This window comes from Stenotrophomonas sp. TD3 (genome assembly GCF_001939825.1).
Classification (GTDB): Bacteria; Pseudomonadota; Gammaproteobacteria; order Xanthomonadales; family Xanthomonadaceae; genus Stenotrophomonas.
The window spans coordinates 3,095,126-3,112,062 of the sequence record NZ_MOYM01000001.1; the positions used below are offsets into that span (position 1 = coordinate 3,095,126).

17 protein-coding genes and 1 pseudogene are annotated in these 16,937 nt (G+C 65.1%); 11 read left to right on the forward strand and 7 right to left on the reverse strand.

From position 1 onward, the window contains the following. Positions 1 to 114: 114 nt before the first annotated feature. Positions 115 to 933: a hypothetical protein gene (locus BKE09_RS14435; protein ID WP_049445989.1), complete on the reverse strand. Its 819-nt coding sequence runs from the start codon at positions 931 to 933 to the stop codon at positions 115 to 117. Positions 934 to 1,391: 458 nt separating this feature from the next. On the opposite strand from BKE09_RS14435, the gene BKE09_RS14440 reads away from it, so the two are divergent. The 9 genes from BKE09_RS14440 (at position 1,392) to BKE09_RS14480 (ending at position 8,609) form a co-directional block, all read left to right on the forward strand. Then, a complete protein-coding gene (locus BKE09_RS14440) occupies positions 1,392 to 1,757 on the forward strand; it encodes a hypothetical protein (RefSeq protein ID WP_014648497.1) in 366 nt (121 codons plus the stop codon). A 31-nt stretch (positions 1,758 to 1,788) separates the two neighbouring features. Beyond that, positions 1,789 to 2,589, forward strand: a complete 801-nt coding sequence (gene atpB, locus BKE09_RS14445; RefSeq protein ID WP_014038569.1) for a F0F1 ATP synthase subunit A — start codon at positions 1,789 to 1,791, stop codon at positions 2,587 to 2,589. A gap of 73 nt (positions 2,590 to 2,662) precedes the next feature. Further along, positions 2,663 to 2,968, forward strand: a complete 306-nt coding sequence (gene atpE, locus BKE09_RS14450) for a F0F1 ATP synthase subunit C (RefSeq protein ID WP_005411133.1) — start codon at positions 2,663 to 2,665, stop codon at positions 2,966 to 2,968. Positions 2,969 to 3,074: 106 nt separating this feature from the next. Beyond that, entirely contained in the window at positions 3,075 to 3,545 is a 471-nt protein-coding gene (locus BKE09_RS14455; protein ID WP_075676766.1) for a F0F1 ATP synthase subunit B, read from the forward strand. Between the two features lie 2 nt (positions 3,546 to 3,547). Beyond that, the gene (locus BKE09_RS14460) at positions 3,548 to 4,075 is read left to right on the forward strand and encodes a F0F1 ATP synthase subunit delta (protein WP_075676182.1); all 528 of its coding nucleotides are present in this window, start codon (positions 3,548 to 3,550) and stop codon (positions 4,073 to 4,075) included. A gap of 44 nt (positions 4,076 to 4,119) precedes the next feature. Beyond that, positions 4,120 to 5,667: a F0F1 ATP synthase subunit alpha gene (gene atpA / locus BKE09_RS14465; RefSeq protein WP_014038567.1), complete on the forward strand. Its 1,548-nt coding sequence runs from the start codon at positions 4,120 to 4,122 to the stop codon at positions 5,665 to 5,667. Between the two features lie 97 nt (positions 5,668 to 5,764). Further along, on the forward strand, positions 5,765 to 6,628 hold the full coding sequence (gene atpG / locus BKE09_RS14470; protein ID WP_049435859.1) for a F0F1 ATP synthase subunit gamma: 864 nt from the start codon (positions 5,765 to 5,767) through the stop codon (positions 6,626 to 6,628). A 38-nt stretch (positions 6,629 to 6,666) separates the two neighbouring features. Continuing rightward, positions 6,667 to 8,073: a F0F1 ATP synthase subunit beta gene (gene atpD, locus BKE09_RS14475; RefSeq protein ID WP_010481327.1), complete on the forward strand. Its 1,407-nt coding sequence runs from the start codon at positions 6,667 to 6,669 to the stop codon at positions 8,071 to 8,073. 113 nt (positions 8,074 to 8,186) lie between these two features. Beyond that, positions 8,187 to 8,609, forward strand: coding sequence for a F0F1 ATP synthase subunit epsilon (locus tag BKE09_RS14480; protein ID WP_005419509.1), 423 nt, complete (start codon positions 8,187 to 8,189; stop codon positions 8,607 to 8,609). A 183-nt stretch (positions 8,610 to 8,792) separates the two neighbouring features. Here the strand turns inward: BKE09_RS14480 and BKE09_RS14485 are convergent, their stop codons facing one another. After that, positions 8,793 to 9,179, reverse strand: a complete 387-nt coding sequence (locus BKE09_RS14485; protein WP_075676183.1) for a GtrA family protein — start codon at positions 9,177 to 9,179, stop codon at positions 8,793 to 8,795. 83 nt (positions 9,180 to 9,262) lie between these two features. Here BKE09_RS14485 and glmU point away from each other — a divergent pair, with 83 nt between their 5' ends. Next, the gene (gene glmU, locus BKE09_RS14490) at positions 9,263 to 10,630 is read left to right on the forward strand and encodes a bifunctional UDP-N-acetylglucosamine diphosphorylase/glucosamine-1-phosphate N-acetyltransferase GlmU (RefSeq protein ID WP_075676184.1); all 1,368 of its coding nucleotides are present in this window, start codon (positions 9,263 to 9,265) and stop codon (positions 10,628 to 10,630) included. Further along, on the forward strand, positions 10,599 to 11,132 hold the full coding sequence (locus BKE09_RS14495) for a GNAT family N-acetyltransferase (protein WP_075676185.1): 534 nt from the start codon (positions 10,599 to 10,601) through the stop codon (positions 11,130 to 11,132). Before glmU ends, BKE09_RS14495 begins: the two co-directional genes overlap by 32 nt. Before the next feature lie 56 nt (positions 11,133 to 11,188). Here the strand turns inward: BKE09_RS14495 and BKE09_RS14500 are convergent, their stop codons facing one another. The 5 genes and pseudogenes from BKE09_RS14500 to BKE09_RS14520 form a co-directional block, all read right to left on the reverse strand. Next, positions 11,189 to 12,541 (reverse strand): HAMP domain-containing sensor histidine kinase, encoded by a 1,353-nt coding sequence (locus tag BKE09_RS14500; RefSeq protein ID WP_075676186.1) that lies wholly within the window; start codon positions 12,539 to 12,541, stop codon positions 11,189 to 11,191. 428 nt (positions 12,542 to 12,969) lie between these two features. Next, positions 12,970 to 13,974 (reverse strand): annotated as a pseudogene (locus BKE09_RS14505) (sigma 54-interacting transcriptional regulator); the annotation flags it as partial. A 31-nt stretch (positions 13,975 to 14,005) separates the two neighbouring features. Further along, on the reverse strand, positions 14,006 to 14,377 hold the full coding sequence (locus BKE09_RS14510) for a PDZ domain-containing protein (protein WP_083663124.1): 372 nt from the start codon (positions 14,375 to 14,377) through the stop codon (positions 14,006 to 14,008). A gap of 16 nt (positions 14,378 to 14,393) precedes the next feature. Then, positions 14,394 to 15,611 (reverse strand): FtsX-like permease family protein, encoded by a 1,218-nt coding sequence (locus BKE09_RS14515; protein WP_075676189.1) that lies wholly within the window; start codon positions 15,609 to 15,611, stop codon positions 14,394 to 14,396. Between the two features lie 21 nt (positions 15,612 to 15,632). Further along, entirely contained in the window at positions 15,633 to 16,934 is a 1,302-nt protein-coding gene (locus BKE09_RS14520) for an ABC transporter permease (RefSeq protein ID WP_075676190.1), read from the reverse strand. Between the last annotated feature and the right edge of the window lie 3 nt (positions 16,935 to 16,937).

Genomic DNA, 16,937 nt, shown 5'->3' on the forward strand with positions numbered 1-16,937 from the left:
CTCCAGCGCTCGACCAACCCGCTTCTGCTCTTCTGTCAGGAACCCACAAAAAACGCGGCCCCGATGTTCCGGAGGCCGCGCCAGGAGAGAGGGTGCCGTGGAAGGGGCGGGGGATCAGAACACGAAGCTGATACCGGCCACCGGGCCCTTGAATTCCTGCTTCAGGCCGACAGTGCCGTCGCTGCCCTTCTTGTCCACGTCCAGCTTGAACCAGTCGTAGCCGGCGAACACGCCGAAGTTCTTGGTGAAGCGGTAATCGACGATGGCATTGGCGCGGCTCAGGTCGCCCTTGTAGTCATCGAAGCTGCCCCAACGCGTGTTCAGGTACTGGCCCTGCAGTGTGATCATCCAGCGCTCGCCCGGGGTGAAGGTCATGCGCGCACCCACCACCGGCGCGATGCCGTCGGCCTTCTCGTTGAGGAACTGGCCTTCGTACACGGTGCCCAGGTCGGCGTAGCCCTTGGTGCTGACCTTGGCGTACTCGCCACCGATCTGCAGGCCGAGGTCGAAGGTGTCGGTATCGACGACCGAGTAGTCGTAGACCAGGCTGGCTACCTGGTACTTCAGTTCACCCTTCACGAAGCTGCCGGCCGGCACGTTCTCACCGCCGAAGGAAATGCCCTGGTCGAGGGTCTCGCGGCGGTCCTTGTCGTACTTGAAGTAGTTGAACAGCAGGCGCTGGCGATTGCTGATGCGGAACATGCCATCGATGCGCGGCTCCCATTCCTTGCCCCCCAGCTTGAAGTCCTGGTTCAGGGAGACATCCTGGCCAGCCACATTGGTCTTGCCGCGGATCGTGTTGTCCGAGTCGATGTTCATCGCACCCAGGCGGATGGCGAAGCGGTCATCGCCTTCGGCGGCATGGGCGGCAGTGGCGAACGAAGCACCGGCGGCGAGCAGGGAGAGGGCGAGCAGGGTGGGTACGGAGCGCATCGAAGAGTCCTTGCAGTGGTTCATCAGAATGAAAACCACTGTGCCGGACAGGCCCGTCCACCATCCGTGAACGTATGGTCCACGAGGTGTGCACGGTTCAGCGCTGTCGCGACGATGCAAAAAGATGGCCCCGGAGCCGGGCTTCGGGGCCATCGTGGGACCTGCGGGGCGGAGCGTCGACGAGGTTGCTGCAGGCAGGTCGCAAGATCGGACCGGCGCATCCGGCGAAAGTTCCGCGACTGCGACCAAAGTTCAATACTGCGGTGCAGCATCACGCGGACGTCATTGTCCCCTGGGTGGCACGCAAAAATGTAACCGTTACCGCAACTTGCGGCTTCCCGGGATGAACAGGGAGCGGTTGTCTCGCAAATTGTCCCATTGCTATAATTTGGCGGCTCGATGAGGCCCCCCTGCTGTAGCCGCCTCAGCCCTCCACTTGCAACCACGCGGGACGTCCTGTGCTGAACTCCGTTGATGCGGGTCGGCGACTGATGCTGCGCGCCGCGGTCTACCCGCTGGCCGCGGTCGCTGTCCTGGCCCTGGCCTTCCTGCTGGTGGGTCCGAAATATGCCCTCGGCGCGCTGGCGTCCGGTGTGGCCATTTCGGCCGGTGGCTGGGTTGCGGCACGGATGGCACTGGGTGGTGGCGCGGTGGCCGCAGGATCGGCGATGGCTCGCCTGATCATTGCGATCGTAGCCAAGTGGGTCGTGGTTTTCGGCGTCCTGCTGGTGGGGTTCCTGGTCTTCAAGCTGCCTGCATTGGCGCTGTTGGCCGGTATCGCCGTCGGCTTGATGTTCCAGGTCCTGGCGATGGCCAGGCGTTGACAGAATTCAATTAACTGAAGGTTCCGGACACATGGCGGGCGAGGCTCTAACCCCTACCAGCTACATCCAGCATCACCTGCACAACCTGACCGCACCGGTCGGCAAGGGTGAGGGTATGTTCTGGCATATCCACGTCGATACCTTCCTCACCGCCGTCCTGATGGGCCTGGTGATCGTTGTCGCGTTCTGGCTGGGGACCCGCAAGGCCACCGCCGGCGTGCCGGGCAAGTGGCAGGCCTTCGTCGAGATCTGCCTGGAGTTCGTCGACCGCCAGGCCAAGGACACCTACCACGGCAAGAGCAAGCTGGTCACGCCGATCGCCATCACGATCTTCTTCTGGATCCTGTTGATGAATCTGCTGAAGATGATCCCGGCCGATTTCATCGCCAAGCCGCTGGAATGGGTGGGCGTTCACTACTGGAAGCCGGTCCCGACCGCTGACGTCAATGCCACCCTCGGCATGGCCATCAGCGTGTTCTTCCTGATGCTGTTCTTCGCGCTCAAGTCCAAGGGCCTGGTCGGCTTCGTCAAGGAATTCCTGACGGCCCCGTTCGGCAAGTGGATGATGCCGTTCAACCTGATCCTCAACATCGTCGAGTGGCTGAGCAAGCCGATCTCGCTGGCGATGCGACTGTTCGGCAACATGTTCGGCGGCGAAATCGTGTTCCTGCTGATCTGGGTGCTGGGTGGTGCCGGTTTCTTCGGTGCCATCGCAGGTGGTGTGTTCGGCCTTGGCTGGATGCTGTTCCACCTGCTGGTGATCCCGCTGCAGGCCTTCATCTTCATGATGCTGTCGATCGTGTACCTGAGCCTGTCGGAAGACGCTCACTGAGTTTCAAGCTTCAACGCGTTTCAACCTTCATCCGTTTCATCACCCTTAGCAACTTAAGTTCCTGGAGATAACCATGTACTTCGCCGTCCTGACCAACTTCGCGCAGATTCAGAGCTCCACCGCCCTTGCCGTCGGCATCATGATCGGCCTGGCCGCGCTGGGCGCCGGTCTGGGTCTGGCCATCATGGCTGGTAAGTTCCTGGAGTCGGCCGCCCGCCAGCCGGAACTGATCCCGGTCCTGCAGGTCCGCATGTTCATCACCGCCGGCCTGATCGACGCCGCGTTCATCATCTCGGTCGCCGTTGGCCTGCTGCTGGCCTTCGCCAACCCGCTGTCGGCTGCCTTTGCTGGCGCCGTCACCAAGGCTCTGGCCGGCTGATACAGCGGTTTGAGACGACCGGGTGCTGATGCACCCGGTTTCGGATGAAGGCCGGATGCGCCGCTACGGCGGCGCGTCCACCCCGAAACCAGCGATCGAGCTAACCATGAATATCAATTTCACCCTTCTTGCGCAGGCGCTGGCCTTCGCTGGTCTGATCTGGATCATCGCGACCAAGATCTGGCCGCCGCTGATGAACGCGATCGAAGAGCGCCAGCAGAAGATTGCTGAAGGCCTCGCTGCTGCCGACCGCAGCCAGAAAGATCTGGCCCAGGCGCAGGAGAAGGTCAACGAAGCGCTGAAGGAAGCCCGCACCAAGGCCAACGAGATCATCGATCAGGCCCACGCGCGTGCCAACCAGATCGTTGATGCTGCCCGTAACGAAGCGATCACCGAAGCCACCCGTCAGAAGGAACTGGCCCAGGCTGAAATCGACGCCGCCGCCAACCGTGCCCGTGAAGATCTGCGCAAGCAGGTGTCCGCGCTGGCCGTGACCGGTGCCGAAAAGCTGCTCAAGCGCGAAATCGACGTCAACGCCCACAAGGCGCTGCTCGACGAGCTGGCCTCGGAGATCTAAGGATGAGCCAGGCCCTCACGCTTGCCCGCCCGTACGCCCGCGCCGCGTTCGCGACCGCGCGCGACGAAGGCGCGTTCGCGCCGTGGTCGGACGCCCTGGCGTTCTCCGCCCACGTCGCCGCCGACCCGCGCGTGGCGGCCCTGCTCGCCAACCCGGAGCTGGGTCGTGACGACGCCGTCGCCCTGCTGGCGCCGGTGTCCCACGGCGAGACCTACTCGCGCTTCCTGGCCATCCTGGCCGAATCGCATCGTCTGCCGCTGCTGCCGGAAATCTCCGGCATGTTCGACGCCCTGCGCGCCGAAGCCGAGCACGTGGTCAAGGCCACGGTGACCTCGGCGGCCGAACTGTCGGCCGGCGAGCTGGACGCGATCAAGGCTGCGCTGCGCAAGCGCTTCAACCGCGAGGTCGAAGTGACCACCGCGGTGGATGCCTCGCTGATCGGCGGCGCCGTGATCGACGCCGGCGACGTGGTCATCGATGGTTCGCTGAAGGGCAAGCTGGCCCGTCTGCAGACCGCGCTCGCTAACTGAATTCATTTAACGTCCGGCCCCGCTGCCGGCACTAGGACTTGACGATGGCAACCACGCTCAACCCCTCCGAAATCAGCGAACTGATCAAGAACCGCATCGAGAAGGTCAAGCTGGCCGCGGAATCGCGCAACGAAGGCACCGTGACCAGCGTGTCCGACGGCATCGTGCGCATCTTCGGTCTGGCCGACGTGATGCAGGGCGAAATGATCGAACTGCCGAACAACACCTTCGCCCTGGCCCTGAACCTGGAGCGCGACTCGGTCGGCGCCGTGGTCCTGGGTGACTACGAGAACCTGCGCGAAGGCGACGTCGCCAAGACCACCGGCCGCATCCTGGAAGTGCCGGTCGGCCCGGAACTGCTGGGCCGCGTCGTGAACGCGCTGGGCGAGCCGATCGACGGCAAGGGCCCGCTGGGCACCGACCTGACCGCTCCGGTGGAGCGCGTTGCTCCGGGCGTGATCTGGCGCAAGTCGGTCGACCAGCCGGTGCAGACCGGTTACAAGTCGGTCGACTCGATGATCCCGATCGGCCGTGGCCAGCGCGAGCTGATCATCGGTGACCGCCAGACCGGCAAGACCGCCATGGCGATCGATGCGGTGATCAACCAGAAGGGCACCGGCATCAAGTGCGTGTACGTTGCGATCGGCCAGAAGGCTTCGACCATCGCCAATATCGTGCGCAAGCTGGAAGAGAATGGCGCGCTGGCCCACACCATCGTGGTGGCCGCGACCGCTTCCGAATCGGCTGCCATGCAGTACATCAGCGCCTACTCGGGCTGCACCATGGGTGAGTACTTCATGGACCGCGGCGAAGACGCGCTGATCGTGTACGACGATCTGTCCAAGCAGGCCGTCGCCTACCGCCAGATCTCGCTGCTGCTGAAGCGCCCGCCGGGCCGCGAAGCCTACCCGGGTGACGTGTTCTACCTGCACTCCCGTCTGCTCGAGCGCGCTGCCCGCGTGTCCGAGGAATACGTCGAGAAGTTCACCGAAGGCAAGGTCACCGGCAAGACCGGTTCGCTGACCGCGCTGCCGATCATCGAAACCCAGGCCGGCGACGTGTCCGCCTTCGTTCCGACCAACGTGATCTCGATCACCGACGGCCAGATCTTCCTGGAAACCGACCTGTTCAACGCCGGCATCCGCCCGGCCGTGAACGCCGGTATCTCGGTGTCGCGCGTCGGTGGCTCGGCCCAGACCAAGATCATCAAGAAGCTGTCGGGCGGCATCCGTATCTCGCTGGCCCAGTACCGCGAGCTGGCTGCGTTCGCGCAGTTCGCCTCGGACCTGGACGAAGCGACCCGCAAGCAGCTGGAGCGTGGCCAGCGCGTTACCGAGCTGATGAAGCAGAAGCAGTACGCGCCGATGTCGATCGCCAACCAGGCGCTGTCGATCTACGCCGTCAACGAGGGTTACCTCGACGACGTGCCGGTCAACAAACTGCTGGCGTTCGAAGAAGGCCTGCACGCCCACTTCGCCAACACCCAGGGCGAGCTGATCAGCAAGGTCAACGCCACCGGCGGTTGGGACAACGACATCGAAGGTGCCTTCAAGAAGGGCATCGCCGAGTTCAAGACCACCGGCAGCTGGTAATCGCGGTCCTGTAGAGCGGAGCCGCTGGCTCCGCTGGACCAGATGACAAACGGTTGAACAACGCGGGGCATCAGCCCCGCGCCACGGGAAACAAGAGATGGCAAGCGGACGCGAAATCAAAACCAAGATCAAGAGCGTGCAGAACACCCGCAAGGTGACGCGCGCCCTGGAAATGGTCTCGGCCTCCAAGATCCGCAAGGCGCAGGATCGGATGAAGACCTCGCGTCCGTACGCGCAGGCGATGAAGCAGGTGATCGGCCACCTGGCCCAGGCCAGTACCGATTACCAGCATCCGTTCCTGGTCGAGCGCGAGCAGGTCAAGCGGGTCGGTTTCATCGTGATCTCCTCCGATCGCGGCTTGGCCGGCGGCCTGAACAACAACCTGTTCCGCAAGATGCTGGGCGAAGCCAAGGCATGGCAGGACAAGGGTGCCGAAGTGGACCTGGTGACCATCGGCCAGAAGGCATCGACCTTCTTCCGCCGCGTGAAGGTCAACATGGTCGGCAGCGTGACCCACATCGGCGACGTGCCGAAGCTGGAATCGCTGATCGGTGTGATCAAGGTCATGCTCGACGCCTTCACCGAAGGCAAGGTCGACCGCGTGTACCTGGTCTACAACCGCTTCGTGAACACCATGACGCAGAAGGCCAGCTTCGATCAGCTGCTGCCGCTGCCGCCGGCTGAGAAGCAGGTCGCTCACCACGACTGGGATTACCTGTACGAACCCGATGCCGCGACCGTGCTCGAGCACGTGATGACGCGTTACATCGAGTCGCTGGTGTACCAGGCACTGCTGGAAAACGTCGCCTCCGAGCATGCCGCACGCATGGTTGCGATGAAGGCGGCGAGCGACAACGCCAACAAGCTGATCGGCGAACTGCAGCTCGTCTACAACAAGGCGCGCCAGGCAGCGATCACCCAGGAAATCTCCGAAATCGTCGGCGGCGCGGCAGCAGTCTGACCGCGTTCGTTCAAAGCACACATTTAGAGGATGCAGCAATGAGTCAGGGCAAGATCGTTCAGATCATCGGCGCGGTCGTCGACGTCGAATTCCCGCGTGAGTCGGTGCCGAAGGTGTACGACGCACTGAAGGTCGACAACACCGAAATCACCCTCGAAGTCCAGCAGCAGCTGGGCGACGGCGTGGTGCGTACCATCGCCCTCGGTTCCACCGACGGCCTGAAGCGCAACCTGGTTGCCACCAACACCAACCGCGGCATCTCCGTGCCGGTCGGTGCTGGCACCCTGGGCCGCATCATGGACGTGCTCGGCCGTCCGATCGACGAAGCCGGCCCGGTGGCCGCCAGCGACAGCTGGGAAATCCACCGTGCGGCCCCGTCGTACGAAGACCAGTCCCCGGCCACCGAGCTGCTGGAAACCGGCATCAAGGTCATCGACCTGATGTGCCCGTTCGCCAAGGGCGGCAAGGTCGGCCTGTTCGGCGGCGCCGGCGTCGGCAAGACCGTCAACATGATGGAACTGATCAACAACATCGCCAAGGCGCATAGCGGTCTGTCCGTGTTCGCCGGCGTGGGTGAGCGTACCCGTGAGGGCAACGACTTCTACCACGAAATGAAGGACTCCAACGTCCTCGACAAGGTGGCGATGGTGTACGGCCAGATGAACGAGCCGCCGGGCAACCGTCTGCGCGTCGCCCTGACCGGCCTGACCATGGCCGAGTACTTCCGCGACGAGAAGGACGAAAACGGCAAGGGCAAGGACGTCCTGCTGTTCGTCGACAACATCTACCGCTACACCCTGGCCGGTACCGAAGTGTCGGCACTGCTGGGCCGCATGCCGTCCGCCGTGGGTTACCAGCCGACCCTGGCCGAGGAAATGGGCGTCCTGCAGGAGCGCATCACCTCGACCAAGAACGGTTCGATCACCTCGATCCAGGCCGTCTACGTTCCCGCGGACGATCTGACCGACCCGTCGCCGGCGACCACCTTCGCCCACCTGGACTCGACCGTCACCCTGTCGCGTTCGATCGCCTCGCTGGGTATCTACCCGGCCGTCGATCCGCTGGACTCCACCAGCCGCCAGATGGATCCGCTGGTCATCGGCCACGAGCACTACGACACCGCCCAGCGCGTCCAGCAGACCCTGCAGAAGTACAAGGAACTGAAGGACATCATCGCGATCCTGGGCATGGACGAGCTGTCCGAAGAGGACAAGCAGGCCGTGTCGCGAGCCCGTAAGATCGAGCGCTTCTTCAGCCAGCCGTTCCACGTGGCCGAAGTGTTCACCGGTTCGCCGGGCAAGTACGTGCCGCTGAAGGACACCATCCGTGGCTTCAAGGCCATCGTCGATGGCGAGTACGACCACCTGCCGGAGCAGGCGTTCTACATGGTCGGCGGCATCGAAGAAGCGGTCGAGAAGGCCAAGAAGATGGCCGAGAAGGCCTGATCCGGGACGGGCGGGAGCGATCCTGCCCGACCTGACGCCGGCGCCGGGCAACTGCCCGCGCCGGTGGACTCCCACGGTGGCATTGCGCCGCCGCGAACAGCGAAGAGATTTGCATGAGCACGATCCGTTGCGACATCGTCAGCGCCGAGCAGGAAATCTTCCGTGGCGAAGCGACCCTGGTCGTGGCCACCGGTGAGCTGGGCGAACTGGGCATCGCGCCCAAGCACGCGCCGCTGATCACCCGCCTGAAGCCGGGCAAGGTGGTGGTGACCACGCCGAACGGCGAGCAGCTGGATTTCGCCATTTCCGGCGGCATCCTGGAAGTGCAGCCGCAGGTGGTGACCGTGCTGGCCGACACCGCGATCCGCGCGCAGGACATCGACGAAGCCTCGGTCCGCAAGGCCAAGGAAGAAGCCGAGCGCATCCTGGCCAACCGCGGCGAAGCGATGGAAGTGGCTGAAGCCCAGCAGAAGCTGGCCGAAGCCGTCGTCCAGCTGCAGGCGCTGGAGCGCCTGCGCAAGAATCTCAAGCACTGAGGTTCGCGCTGCACCCACGAGAACGCCGGCCCTGTGCCGGCGTTTTTGTTTGTGCGCGGTCGAGTGTCGACCGGGTAGAGTCGACTGTCAGTCGACTGCTCTTCCTTCAGGCGGCAGGAATCCAGCGCTGCGCGCGATAGTCGACCAACAGCCGGCGCTACCGACCCCAACCCCGACCTCGTATCAGCGGTACACCACGTGTCGCAGCAGCAGGAAGGAAATCACGGCCAGCCCGCCTTCGACCAGCGGCTTGGCCAACCAGGCGTACTGCAGGCCCAATGCATGGTCGGCGCTCGATACCAGCAGCGTGCTGGCGGTGGTGAGCAGCAGCCACAGCGGCAGGAAGCGCGCGAAGCGTCGCCAGCCCAGCCGCTGCTCGCCGTCGGCAGTGGCGAAGGTGATTCGCCCGTTCAACCAGAAACCCAGCAGCATGCCGGCCACACGCCCGGCCAGGTTGCCTGGCACCACGGGCAGGCCGGCGGCCGTGACCAGCACGAACACCGCCCAGTCGAGGAGCAGTTGCAGCACGCCGATGATGAGGTAGGCGCTTCCCTGGCGGAGCAGGCTCATGGTCGGAGTGAGGGCGGGCAGGTCCCCATGTTAACGGCCTACGCTCTAGAATCACCGGCAACGAACCACGGATTGCTGCCCCCATGACCCAAGCCCTGCACGTCATCATCCTCGCCGCCGGCGCCGGCAAGCGCATGAAGTCGGTGCTGCCCAAGGTGCTGCAGCCGATCGCCGGCCAGCCGATGCTGGCGCACGTGATCGATGCGGCCCGCGAGCTGCAGCCGGCGGCCATCCATGTGGTTCATGGCCATGGCGGCGAGGCGGTACGTCAGTACTTCGCCGACCAGCCCGATCTGCAATGGGCCGAGCAGGCACAGCAGCTCGGAACCGGGCACGCGGTCGCGCAGGCAATGCCGCAGGTTCCAGACGCTGCCCAGGTGCTGGTGTTGTACGGCGATGTGCCGCTGATCCGCGCGCAGACCCTGCGCGACCTGCTGGCGCAGCCGGGGCGATTGGCGGTGCTGGTGGCCGATGTCGATGACCCGACCGGTTATGGCCGCGTGCTGCGCGATGCAGAAGGCAAGGTAGGTGCGATCGTCGAGCAGAAGGACGCCACCGACGACCAGCTGCGCGTGCGGACGATCAACACCGGCATCATCGCCGCGGAGTCGACCGCGCTGCGCCGCTGGCTGTCGCAGCTGTCCAACAGCAACGCTCAGGGCGAGTACTACCTCACCGACGTGTTCGCGTTTGCCGCGCATGAGTACACCCCGGCCGAAATGGCGCTGGTCGCCGATGCGCAGGAGGCCGAGGGGGCGAATGATCCGTGGCAGTTGTCGCAGCTGGAGCGTGCCTGGCAGCGGCGCGCGGTGCGTGCCCTGTGCGCACAGGGCGCGCGCGTGCGCGACCCGGCACGCCTGGATATCCGTGGCACCGTCACCGTGGGCAGCGACGTGTTGATCGATGTCGATGTTGTTCTTGAAGGCAACATCGTGCTCGGTGATGGCGTCACCGTAGGCCCATTCAACCGCCTGAAGGACGTCACTCTCGGCCCGGGCACCGAAGTGCGCGCACACTGCGACCTGGAAGGCGTGGTCACCGAAGGCGCGGCACTGGTCGGTCCGTTCGCGCGCCTGCGCCCAGGTACCGTGCTGGCCGATGGCGTGCACGTCGGCAACTTCGTCGAGACCAAGAAGGTCACCCTCGGTGTCGGCAGCAAGGCCAATCACCTCACCTACCTGGGTGATGCGGTGATTGGCAGCAGGGTGAACATCGGTGCCGGTACCATCACCTGCAACTACGACGGCGTGAACAAGTCGACCACCACCATCGGCGACAACGCGTTCATCGGTTCCAACAGCTCGCTGGTGGCGCCGCTGACGATCGGCGAAGGCGCAACCATCGCCGCCGGTTCGGTCATCACCCGCACCGCCCCGGACGGCAAGCTGACACTGGCCCGTGCACGACAGGAAACCATCGATGGCTGGAAGCGCCCGGTCAAGAAATCCTGAGCCACGCTTTCCGCACGCCGACGAACTCGGCGCGCTGCCGGCAATTGAACAACGTGCCGGCGAACTGCTGAAGGGCCACGAAGCCTATCCGGTGTTTGCCGGCCACGGCCTGGATCTGCCGACACTGCAGGACGGCCTTCAGCGTGGTCAGCTGTGGGTGGTCGATGCCGCTGAGGGCGGTATTGCGGGTTACCTGCTGGGCGGCGAGCTGAGTGGCGAGTTCCATGTCCTGCAGATGGATGTGGACCCGGCGCATGCGCGTCGTGGCCACGGCCGTGCATTGCTGCGCCATGCCTTGGCGCAGGCCAGGGCCGCCGGCTTTGCTGCAGCGGTGCTGACCACCTTGAGCGATGTGCCGTGGAATGCAGCCTTCTATGCCAGCGAAGGGTTCGACGTAGTGCCTGAGGCGGAGTGGAACGACGGCCTGCGCGCAGTCATGGCCGAAGAGGCTGCGCTCGGGTTTCCGATGCACCTGCGGGTAGTGATGCGGCGGGTCTGGTAGGTGCCGACCTTGGTCGGCGCATCCACGCATGGCGTGGATCTGCGCGATCGGCCCGCTCAACCCACCGGCAACAGGATCGACACGCACAACCCGCCATCACCGCGGTTCTGCAGCGACACGCGGCCACCGTGCGCTTCCACGATCTCGCGGGTCAGCGCCAGTCCCAGACCGGTGCCGTTGCGCTTGGTCGAATAGAACGGCATCAAGGCGTTCTGCAGCACCTGCTCGTTCATGCCCTTGCCGCGGTCCAGTACATCCAGGCGCAGCCACTGCGGCAGCCGCGTCAGTTGCACCTGTACGTCATCATTGGGCGGATCGGCTTCGGCGCAGGCTTCATGCGCGTTCTTCAGAAGATTCAACAGTGCCTGCCCGAACTGCGCGATGTCGATGCGGCTGCTCAGGTCCTCGTCCGGCTCGCGTTCCATGGTGAACGGGATCTGCTGGCGCAGGCTGGACAGGAACGGCGCCCAGTGCACGGTCTGCAGTTGCGGCTGCGGCAGCTTGGCGAAGCGTGCATAGCCGCGGATGAAGCCTTCCAGGTGGCGCGCACGGTCCTCGATGGTGGTGAAGATCTCCGGCAGCCGGTCGAAGCGTTCGCGCTGCACCAGCACGCCGCCGGAGTGGGCCAGCGAGGCGATCGGTGCCAGCGAATTGTTGAGCTCGTGGCTGATCACCCGGATCACCTTCTTCCACGTCTGCACTTCCTGGCGGCGCAGTTCGGCGGTGAGCAGGCGTACCAGCAGCAGGTCGTGCGGACGGCCGTTGAGCTGGAATGCGCGGCGCGACAGGTGGTAGACCTGCTCGTCATCCTCGTCGCCGTCCTCGCCCTCGGCATGCACCGCGAACAGGCTGTCGCCGCCACGGGCGATGGCATCGCGCAGCTCCACCGGCACCTGTTCCAGCACCTCTTCCAGACGCTGGCCTTCCAGCTTCCAGCCGCCATGCAGCAGCTTGCGCGCAGCCAGGTTGGAGAACACCACGCGGGCGATGCCATCGCCGCCGGAGGCAATCAGCAGCATGGCCACCGGTGTGTTCTGCACCATGGTGTCCAGCAGCAGTTCGCGCTGCACCAGGCCCTGGCGCTGCTCGCGCAGCACATCGCCCAGTTCGCGGTGCGCCTGCACCAGGTCACCCAGTTCGTCATTGCCTGGCCAGTACACGCCGAAGTTGTACTCGCCGTCGCGGTAGCTGCTGGTGGTGCCGGACAGGGCACGCATCAGCGAGCGCACCGGTGCCGTGGCTCGGTGCAGGGTCCACCACATCAGCGCCAGCAGGATCACGGTCGACACCGTGGTCACCACCCAGCCATGGTTCATCCAGTAGGCCAGCAGCCACGGCAATGCAGCCGCCAGCGCCAGCACGGGCAGCAGACGCAGGAACAGGCGGAAGGTGAACGAGCGCCGTTTCATTCGCGCGGAATGCCGTGCCGGTCCATGCGCCGGTACAGCGCCTGGCGGCTCAGGCCGAGTTCGGCGGCCGCCTGGGCAATGACGCCGTGGTTGCGCACCAGCACGTCCTCGATGCGCGCGCGGTCGGGATCATTGCCGGCACTCGGCGCCGGGCGCGGCGGCGGGGCCGCACGTGGCAGATTGAGATCGGCCACTTCGATGCGGTTGCCGGTCGCCAGCAGTTCGGCGCGCTGGATCACGTTGCGCAGTTCACGCACGTTGCCCGGCCAGGGGTGCCGTTGCAGGGCGGCGCTGGCGGCACTGGACAGTGACTTGCCGGCCGTCAGGAAGCGCTCGGCCAGTGGCACGATGTCGCCCGGGCGCTCAGCCAGCGGCGGCAGGACCAGCTCCACCGTATTGAGGCGGTAATACAGGTCTTCGCGGAAGGTGCCGTCGCGGATCATTACCGGCAGGTCGGCATTGGTTGCGCTGACCACGCGGACTTTGACCTGGCGTTCGCGATTGGAGCCCAGGCGCTCGAAGCGACCGGTTTCCAGCACGCGCAGCAGTTTCATCTGACCGCCCAGCGACAGGTTGCCGATCTCATCCAGGAACAGCGTGCCTCCGTCGGCGGCTTCGAACTTGCCCTCGCGCGCCTTGTTGGCGCCGGTATACGCGCCGGCTTCGGCACCGAACAGTTCGGCCTCGATCAGTTCCGAGGGCAGCGCGCCGCAGTTGACGGTGATGAACGGGCCCTTGGCCACCAATGAATTGGCCTGGATGATCTGCGCGATCTTTTCCTTGCCGGCACCATTGGGGCCGGTGATCAGCACCGGCAGCTCGGAGCGTGCGACCTGGCAGGCCAGGGCGATGACGCGCTCGCTGGCCGGATCAGCGAAGACCGCACCGCACAGGTCGTACTTCTCTTCCAGCGCATTGCGTTGGCGCAGCTCACGGCTGCGACGGCGGTCCAGCTCGCGCCGCGCTTCGGACAACTCCAGCAGGTTGTTGACCGTGGTCAGCAGCTTGCGGTCGTCCCAGGGCTTGGCCAGGTAGTCGGCGGCACCGGCCTTGACCAGGTCCACCGCGCTGCTCAGGTGGGTCCAGGCGGTGAGCAGGATCACCGGCAGGTCCGGATGGCGCGCGCGGATCTGTGCGAACAGGTCTTCGCCTTCTTCACCAGAGGTGGTGTCCTCGCTGAAATTCATGTCCTGGATCACCAGGTCGACCGGCTGCGACTCGAGCAGGGCCAGCCCTTCGCCCGGACTCTGCGCCTGCAGGGTGTCGATGTCGTGCAGGGAGAACAGCACGTCCAGTGCGGTGCCCACACTGGCGTTGTCGTCGATGATCAGGATCGAAGGCATCAAGCGGTTCTGCAGAAAGGGATGGGCGGCGCCGATGGAGCCGTGTTCGTGTCCATACGCCGGGAGAGCCCGGCGCCACCCATCAAGCATAGCCAAACCCGTAGCCGTCGGGGCAGCGGGCTCAGCGTCGGGGCGGAGGTGGCGGTGGTGCCGGCGGCGGCGGAGTGGCCAGGGCCATACGCCAGGCGGTGGCGTCCACCGGCACCGTCAATTCCCGTCTGTCGCGCCGCAGCAAAAAGTAGACCGTGGGGGTGCTGGAATGCCGCAGCGCCCCGGCAAGATGCTCGATCCTGCGCACCGCCGTGTCATCCGCCCGCAGGATGCGATCACCGCTGCGCACGCCGAAGCGGGCTTCCGGGCTGGCAGCTTCCACGCGCACCTGGCCTTCGGTCGAACGCAACGCCAGGCGTGCATCGTCCTGGCGCCACTCCAGAGTCTGCGAGCTGCCACCGCCGGCCAGTGCCGGCAGTGGCAGGAGCATCACCAGCAGCATCCAGCGGATACGCATCTCACGCGCCCCGCGTGGCAACCGCGGGCGGTACCGCCGCCGCACGCCGGGCCGGCCCGAACACCGCGATCTGGCCGAGCACCCAGAGCAGCAGCGCGCCCAGTGGCAGGTACAGCAGCGGCATGCGCGGCAGCTCGTACATGTTCATCAGCGCCAGGTTGATCGCATAGGCGGCGAGCATGCCGAGCACGATGCCCAGCGTTGCCAGCAGGAAGTTCTCGGTCTGGAAGTAGCGCAGGATCTGCCCACGCGTGGCACCGAGTGCGCGGCGGATGCCGATCTGCTTGCTGCGCTGCTGCACCCAGAAGCTGGCCAGGCCGATGATGCCCAGCGCGGTGACCACCAGCAGCGATACGCAGACGGTGATCAGCAGGCCAACCATCGCGCGGTCGTTCTTGAAGTAGTCCTTGCGCTGATCCTCGTAGGTCAGCTTGTCGCGCATCAGCCGGTTCGGATCGTTGCGCTCCAGCGCAGCGGCGGCGGCATTGAGCACTTCCTCGCGGCGTGCTGGATCGGTGCGCAGCACATAGCTGCCGCCATCATCGAAGGTGCGGCGCAATGGAAGCAGCATCGACTTGGTCCAGTTGTCATCCCAGCCGTTGGGCGTGCTGAGCACGTCGACAATGCCGACCACGTGCAGGGGTTGCTTGCCCATGTAGTAGGTCTTGCCGAGCGCGCTGCCATTGGGCTCCATCTTGGCCGCGGTGGCCTGGGTCAGGATCACCGGCAGGGCCTGGTCCTTTGCGCTGCCCTTGCTGGCTTCCTTGACGTCCATGTACTCGCTGGGCAGGAAGTCACGCCCGGCGATCAGGTGGATGCCCATGGTGCCCAGCCCGCCTTCGGACAACGTGTACATCGAGGCGCTGGTGGTGGGGCGTTCCTGCTCGGGTTCGCGCTGGATGCTGCTGCTGGACGAGCCATTGCGGAACGGAAGCTGGTTGATGATGGTGGCACTGGATACGCCGGGGATGGCGCGCAGTGCGGCCAGGTCCTCGCGGGTACGTGCCATGGCGTCGGTCTGCTTGCCGATGCCGCTGACACGCAGCATCACCAGTTCGTTCTCGGCAATGCCGCTGGGCATGCTGATCTTCTCGATGCGCTGGCTGACCAGGAACAACGCGTTGCAGACGATGGCACAGGTCAGTGCGACTTCCAGCACGATCAGGGCGGCGGCAGTCTTGTGCCGGCGCAGGGTGCTGAGGATGGGGCGGATGTCCATGGGAGGTCCTCGTACTCGTGCTTACTGCGACTTGAGCTGGATGGCCGGGGTGACCTGCATGGCGCGCCATGCGGGCAGGAAGCCGGCGGCCAGGCTGGCGAACAGGGTCAGGCCCAGCGCGAGCAGCAGCATGCTGCCGTCCAGGTGGGCCAGCTGCGCATAGCTCACCGGCTGTTGGCGCACCGCGTACAGGCCGAGCAGGGCAAGGCCGATACCCAGCACGCCGCCGACCACGCCGACCGCGCCGGCTTCGACCAGGCACTGCAGGAAGATCTGCCCGCGGCTGGCACCCAGCGCGCGACGCACGCCGATCTCACCGCTGCGGCGCAGGAACTTGGCCAGCAGCAGGCCCACCGTGTTGACCAGGCAGACGCCGAGGAAGCCCAGTGCCAGCCACAGCTGCAGGCGTACATCGCTGGGCACAGCGCCGTTGAAGTCCAGCCACTCCATCACATTGCGCAGGCGTACGTTCGGCGGGCGCTGGAAGCGTCCGGCCTCCTGCTGCTGGCGGGAGTAGTTCTCCAGGTAGCGGCGATAGTCATCCGCCTTGCCGGGGTCCATCTCCGCCCAGTACTGCAGCCATGCGCAAGGGGCATTGAGCGAGTGGCTGTTGTCGTCGGGGTTTTCGCCGAAGCAGTTCATGTTGCCGTTGCTGCCCAGGTTCAGTTCGAACGAGGTGGTGATCGGCAGCAGCAGCTCTTCGTTGGTGCCATAGCTGCCCGTGGTCAGGTCGTAGAAGTGTGGCTCGGGACGCCACTCTTTCATCACGCCGACGACGCGGTAGGTCTGCCCTTCCATGCGGACGTCACGGCCGACGCTGTTGGCACCATTGAACAGTTTTTCATTGAGGGTCTTGGAGATCACCACCACGCGGGCATGCGCTTCATCGTCTTCGCGGGTCCACGGGCGGCCATACTGCATGGGGACGTTGAACATCGGGAAGAAGTCGGCGGAGGTCCAGCGGGTGTCGATGGTGAATGGCTTGAGCGTGCCACTGGTCGGTTCGATGGTGCCGTCGCCGGCGGTCATCAGCGCCTGGCGTTCGGCCTTGGCTTCGCGCAGCAGCGCCTCGCCATCAAAGCGGGTCAGCTGGGTCTGTGGTTCCTCGCCTGGCACATAGCCACTGCGACCACCTGCATCAAGCTGTGCATAGAACAGGCGATCGCTCTTGTCGGGAATCGGGTCGCCGGACAGCACGTGGAACACGGTCAACGTGGTCATCGAGGCACCGATACCGAGCGCGATGGCGACCACCATCAGTGCGGTCAGGATCTTGTTGCGGCGGAAGCTGCGCGCCGCCAATCGGGCGTAGTAGGCGAACATGGT

Bases quoted from the DNA above. Each gene is read 5' to 3' on its own strand.
- atpB (WP_014038569.1), top strand. From the start codon at position 1,789: ATGGCGGGCGAGGCTCTAACCCCTACCAGCTACATCCAGCATCACCTG.
- BKE09_RS14515 (WP_075676189.1), bottom strand. From the start codon at position 15,611: ATGGACATCCGCCCCATCCTCAGCACCCTGCGCCGGCACAAGACTGCC.
- atpE (WP_005411133.1), top strand. From the start codon at position 2,663: ATGTACTTCGCCGTCCTGACCAACTTCGCGCAGATTCAGAGCTCCACC.
- BKE09_RS14495 (WP_075676185.1), top strand. From the start codon at position 10,599: ATGGCTGGAAGCGCCCGGTCAAGAAATCCTGAGCCACGCTTTCCGCAC.
- BKE09_RS14520 (WP_075676190.1), bottom strand. From the start codon at position 16,934: ATGTTCGCCTACTACGCCCGATTGGCGGCGCGCAGCTTCCGCCGCAAC.
- atpG (WP_049435859.1), top strand. From the start codon at position 5,765: ATGGCAAGCGGACGCGAAATCAAAACCAAGATCAAGAGCGTGCAGAAC.
- BKE09_RS14460 (WP_075676182.1), top strand. From the start codon at position 3,548: ATGAGCCAGGCCCTCACGCTTGCCCGCCCGTACGCCCGCGCCGCGTTC.
- BKE09_RS14500 (WP_075676186.1), bottom strand. From the start codon at position 12,541: ATGAAACGGCGCTCGTTCACCTTCCGCCTGTTCCTGCGTCTGCTGCCC.
- BKE09_RS14435 (WP_049445989.1), bottom strand. From the start codon at position 933: ATGCGCTCCGTACCCACCCTGCTCGCCCTCTCCCTGCTCGCCGCCGGT.
- BKE09_RS14455 (WP_075676766.1), top strand. From the start codon at position 3,075: ATGAATATCAATTTCACCCTTCTTGCGCAGGCGCTGGCCTTCGCTGGT.
- BKE09_RS14485 (WP_075676183.1), bottom strand. From the start codon at position 9,179: ATGAGCCTGCTCCGCCAGGGAAGCGCCTACCTCATCATCGGCGTGCTG.
- BKE09_RS14510 (WP_083663124.1), bottom strand. From the start codon at position 14,377: ATGCTGCTGGTGATGCTCCTGCCACTGCCGGCACTGGCCGGCGGTGGC.
- glmU (WP_075676184.1), top strand. From the start codon at position 9,263: ATGACCCAAGCCCTGCACGTCATCATCCTCGCCGCCGGCGCCGGCAAG.
- atpA (WP_014038567.1), top strand. From the start codon at position 4,120: ATGGCAACCACGCTCAACCCCTCCGAAATCAGCGAACTGATCAAGAAC.
- BKE09_RS14480 (WP_005419509.1), top strand. From the start codon at position 8,187: ATGAGCACGATCCGTTGCGACATCGTCAGCGCCGAGCAGGAAATCTTC.
- atpD (WP_010481327.1), top strand. From the start codon at position 6,667: ATGAGTCAGGGCAAGATCGTTCAGATCATCGGCGCGGTCGTCGACGTC.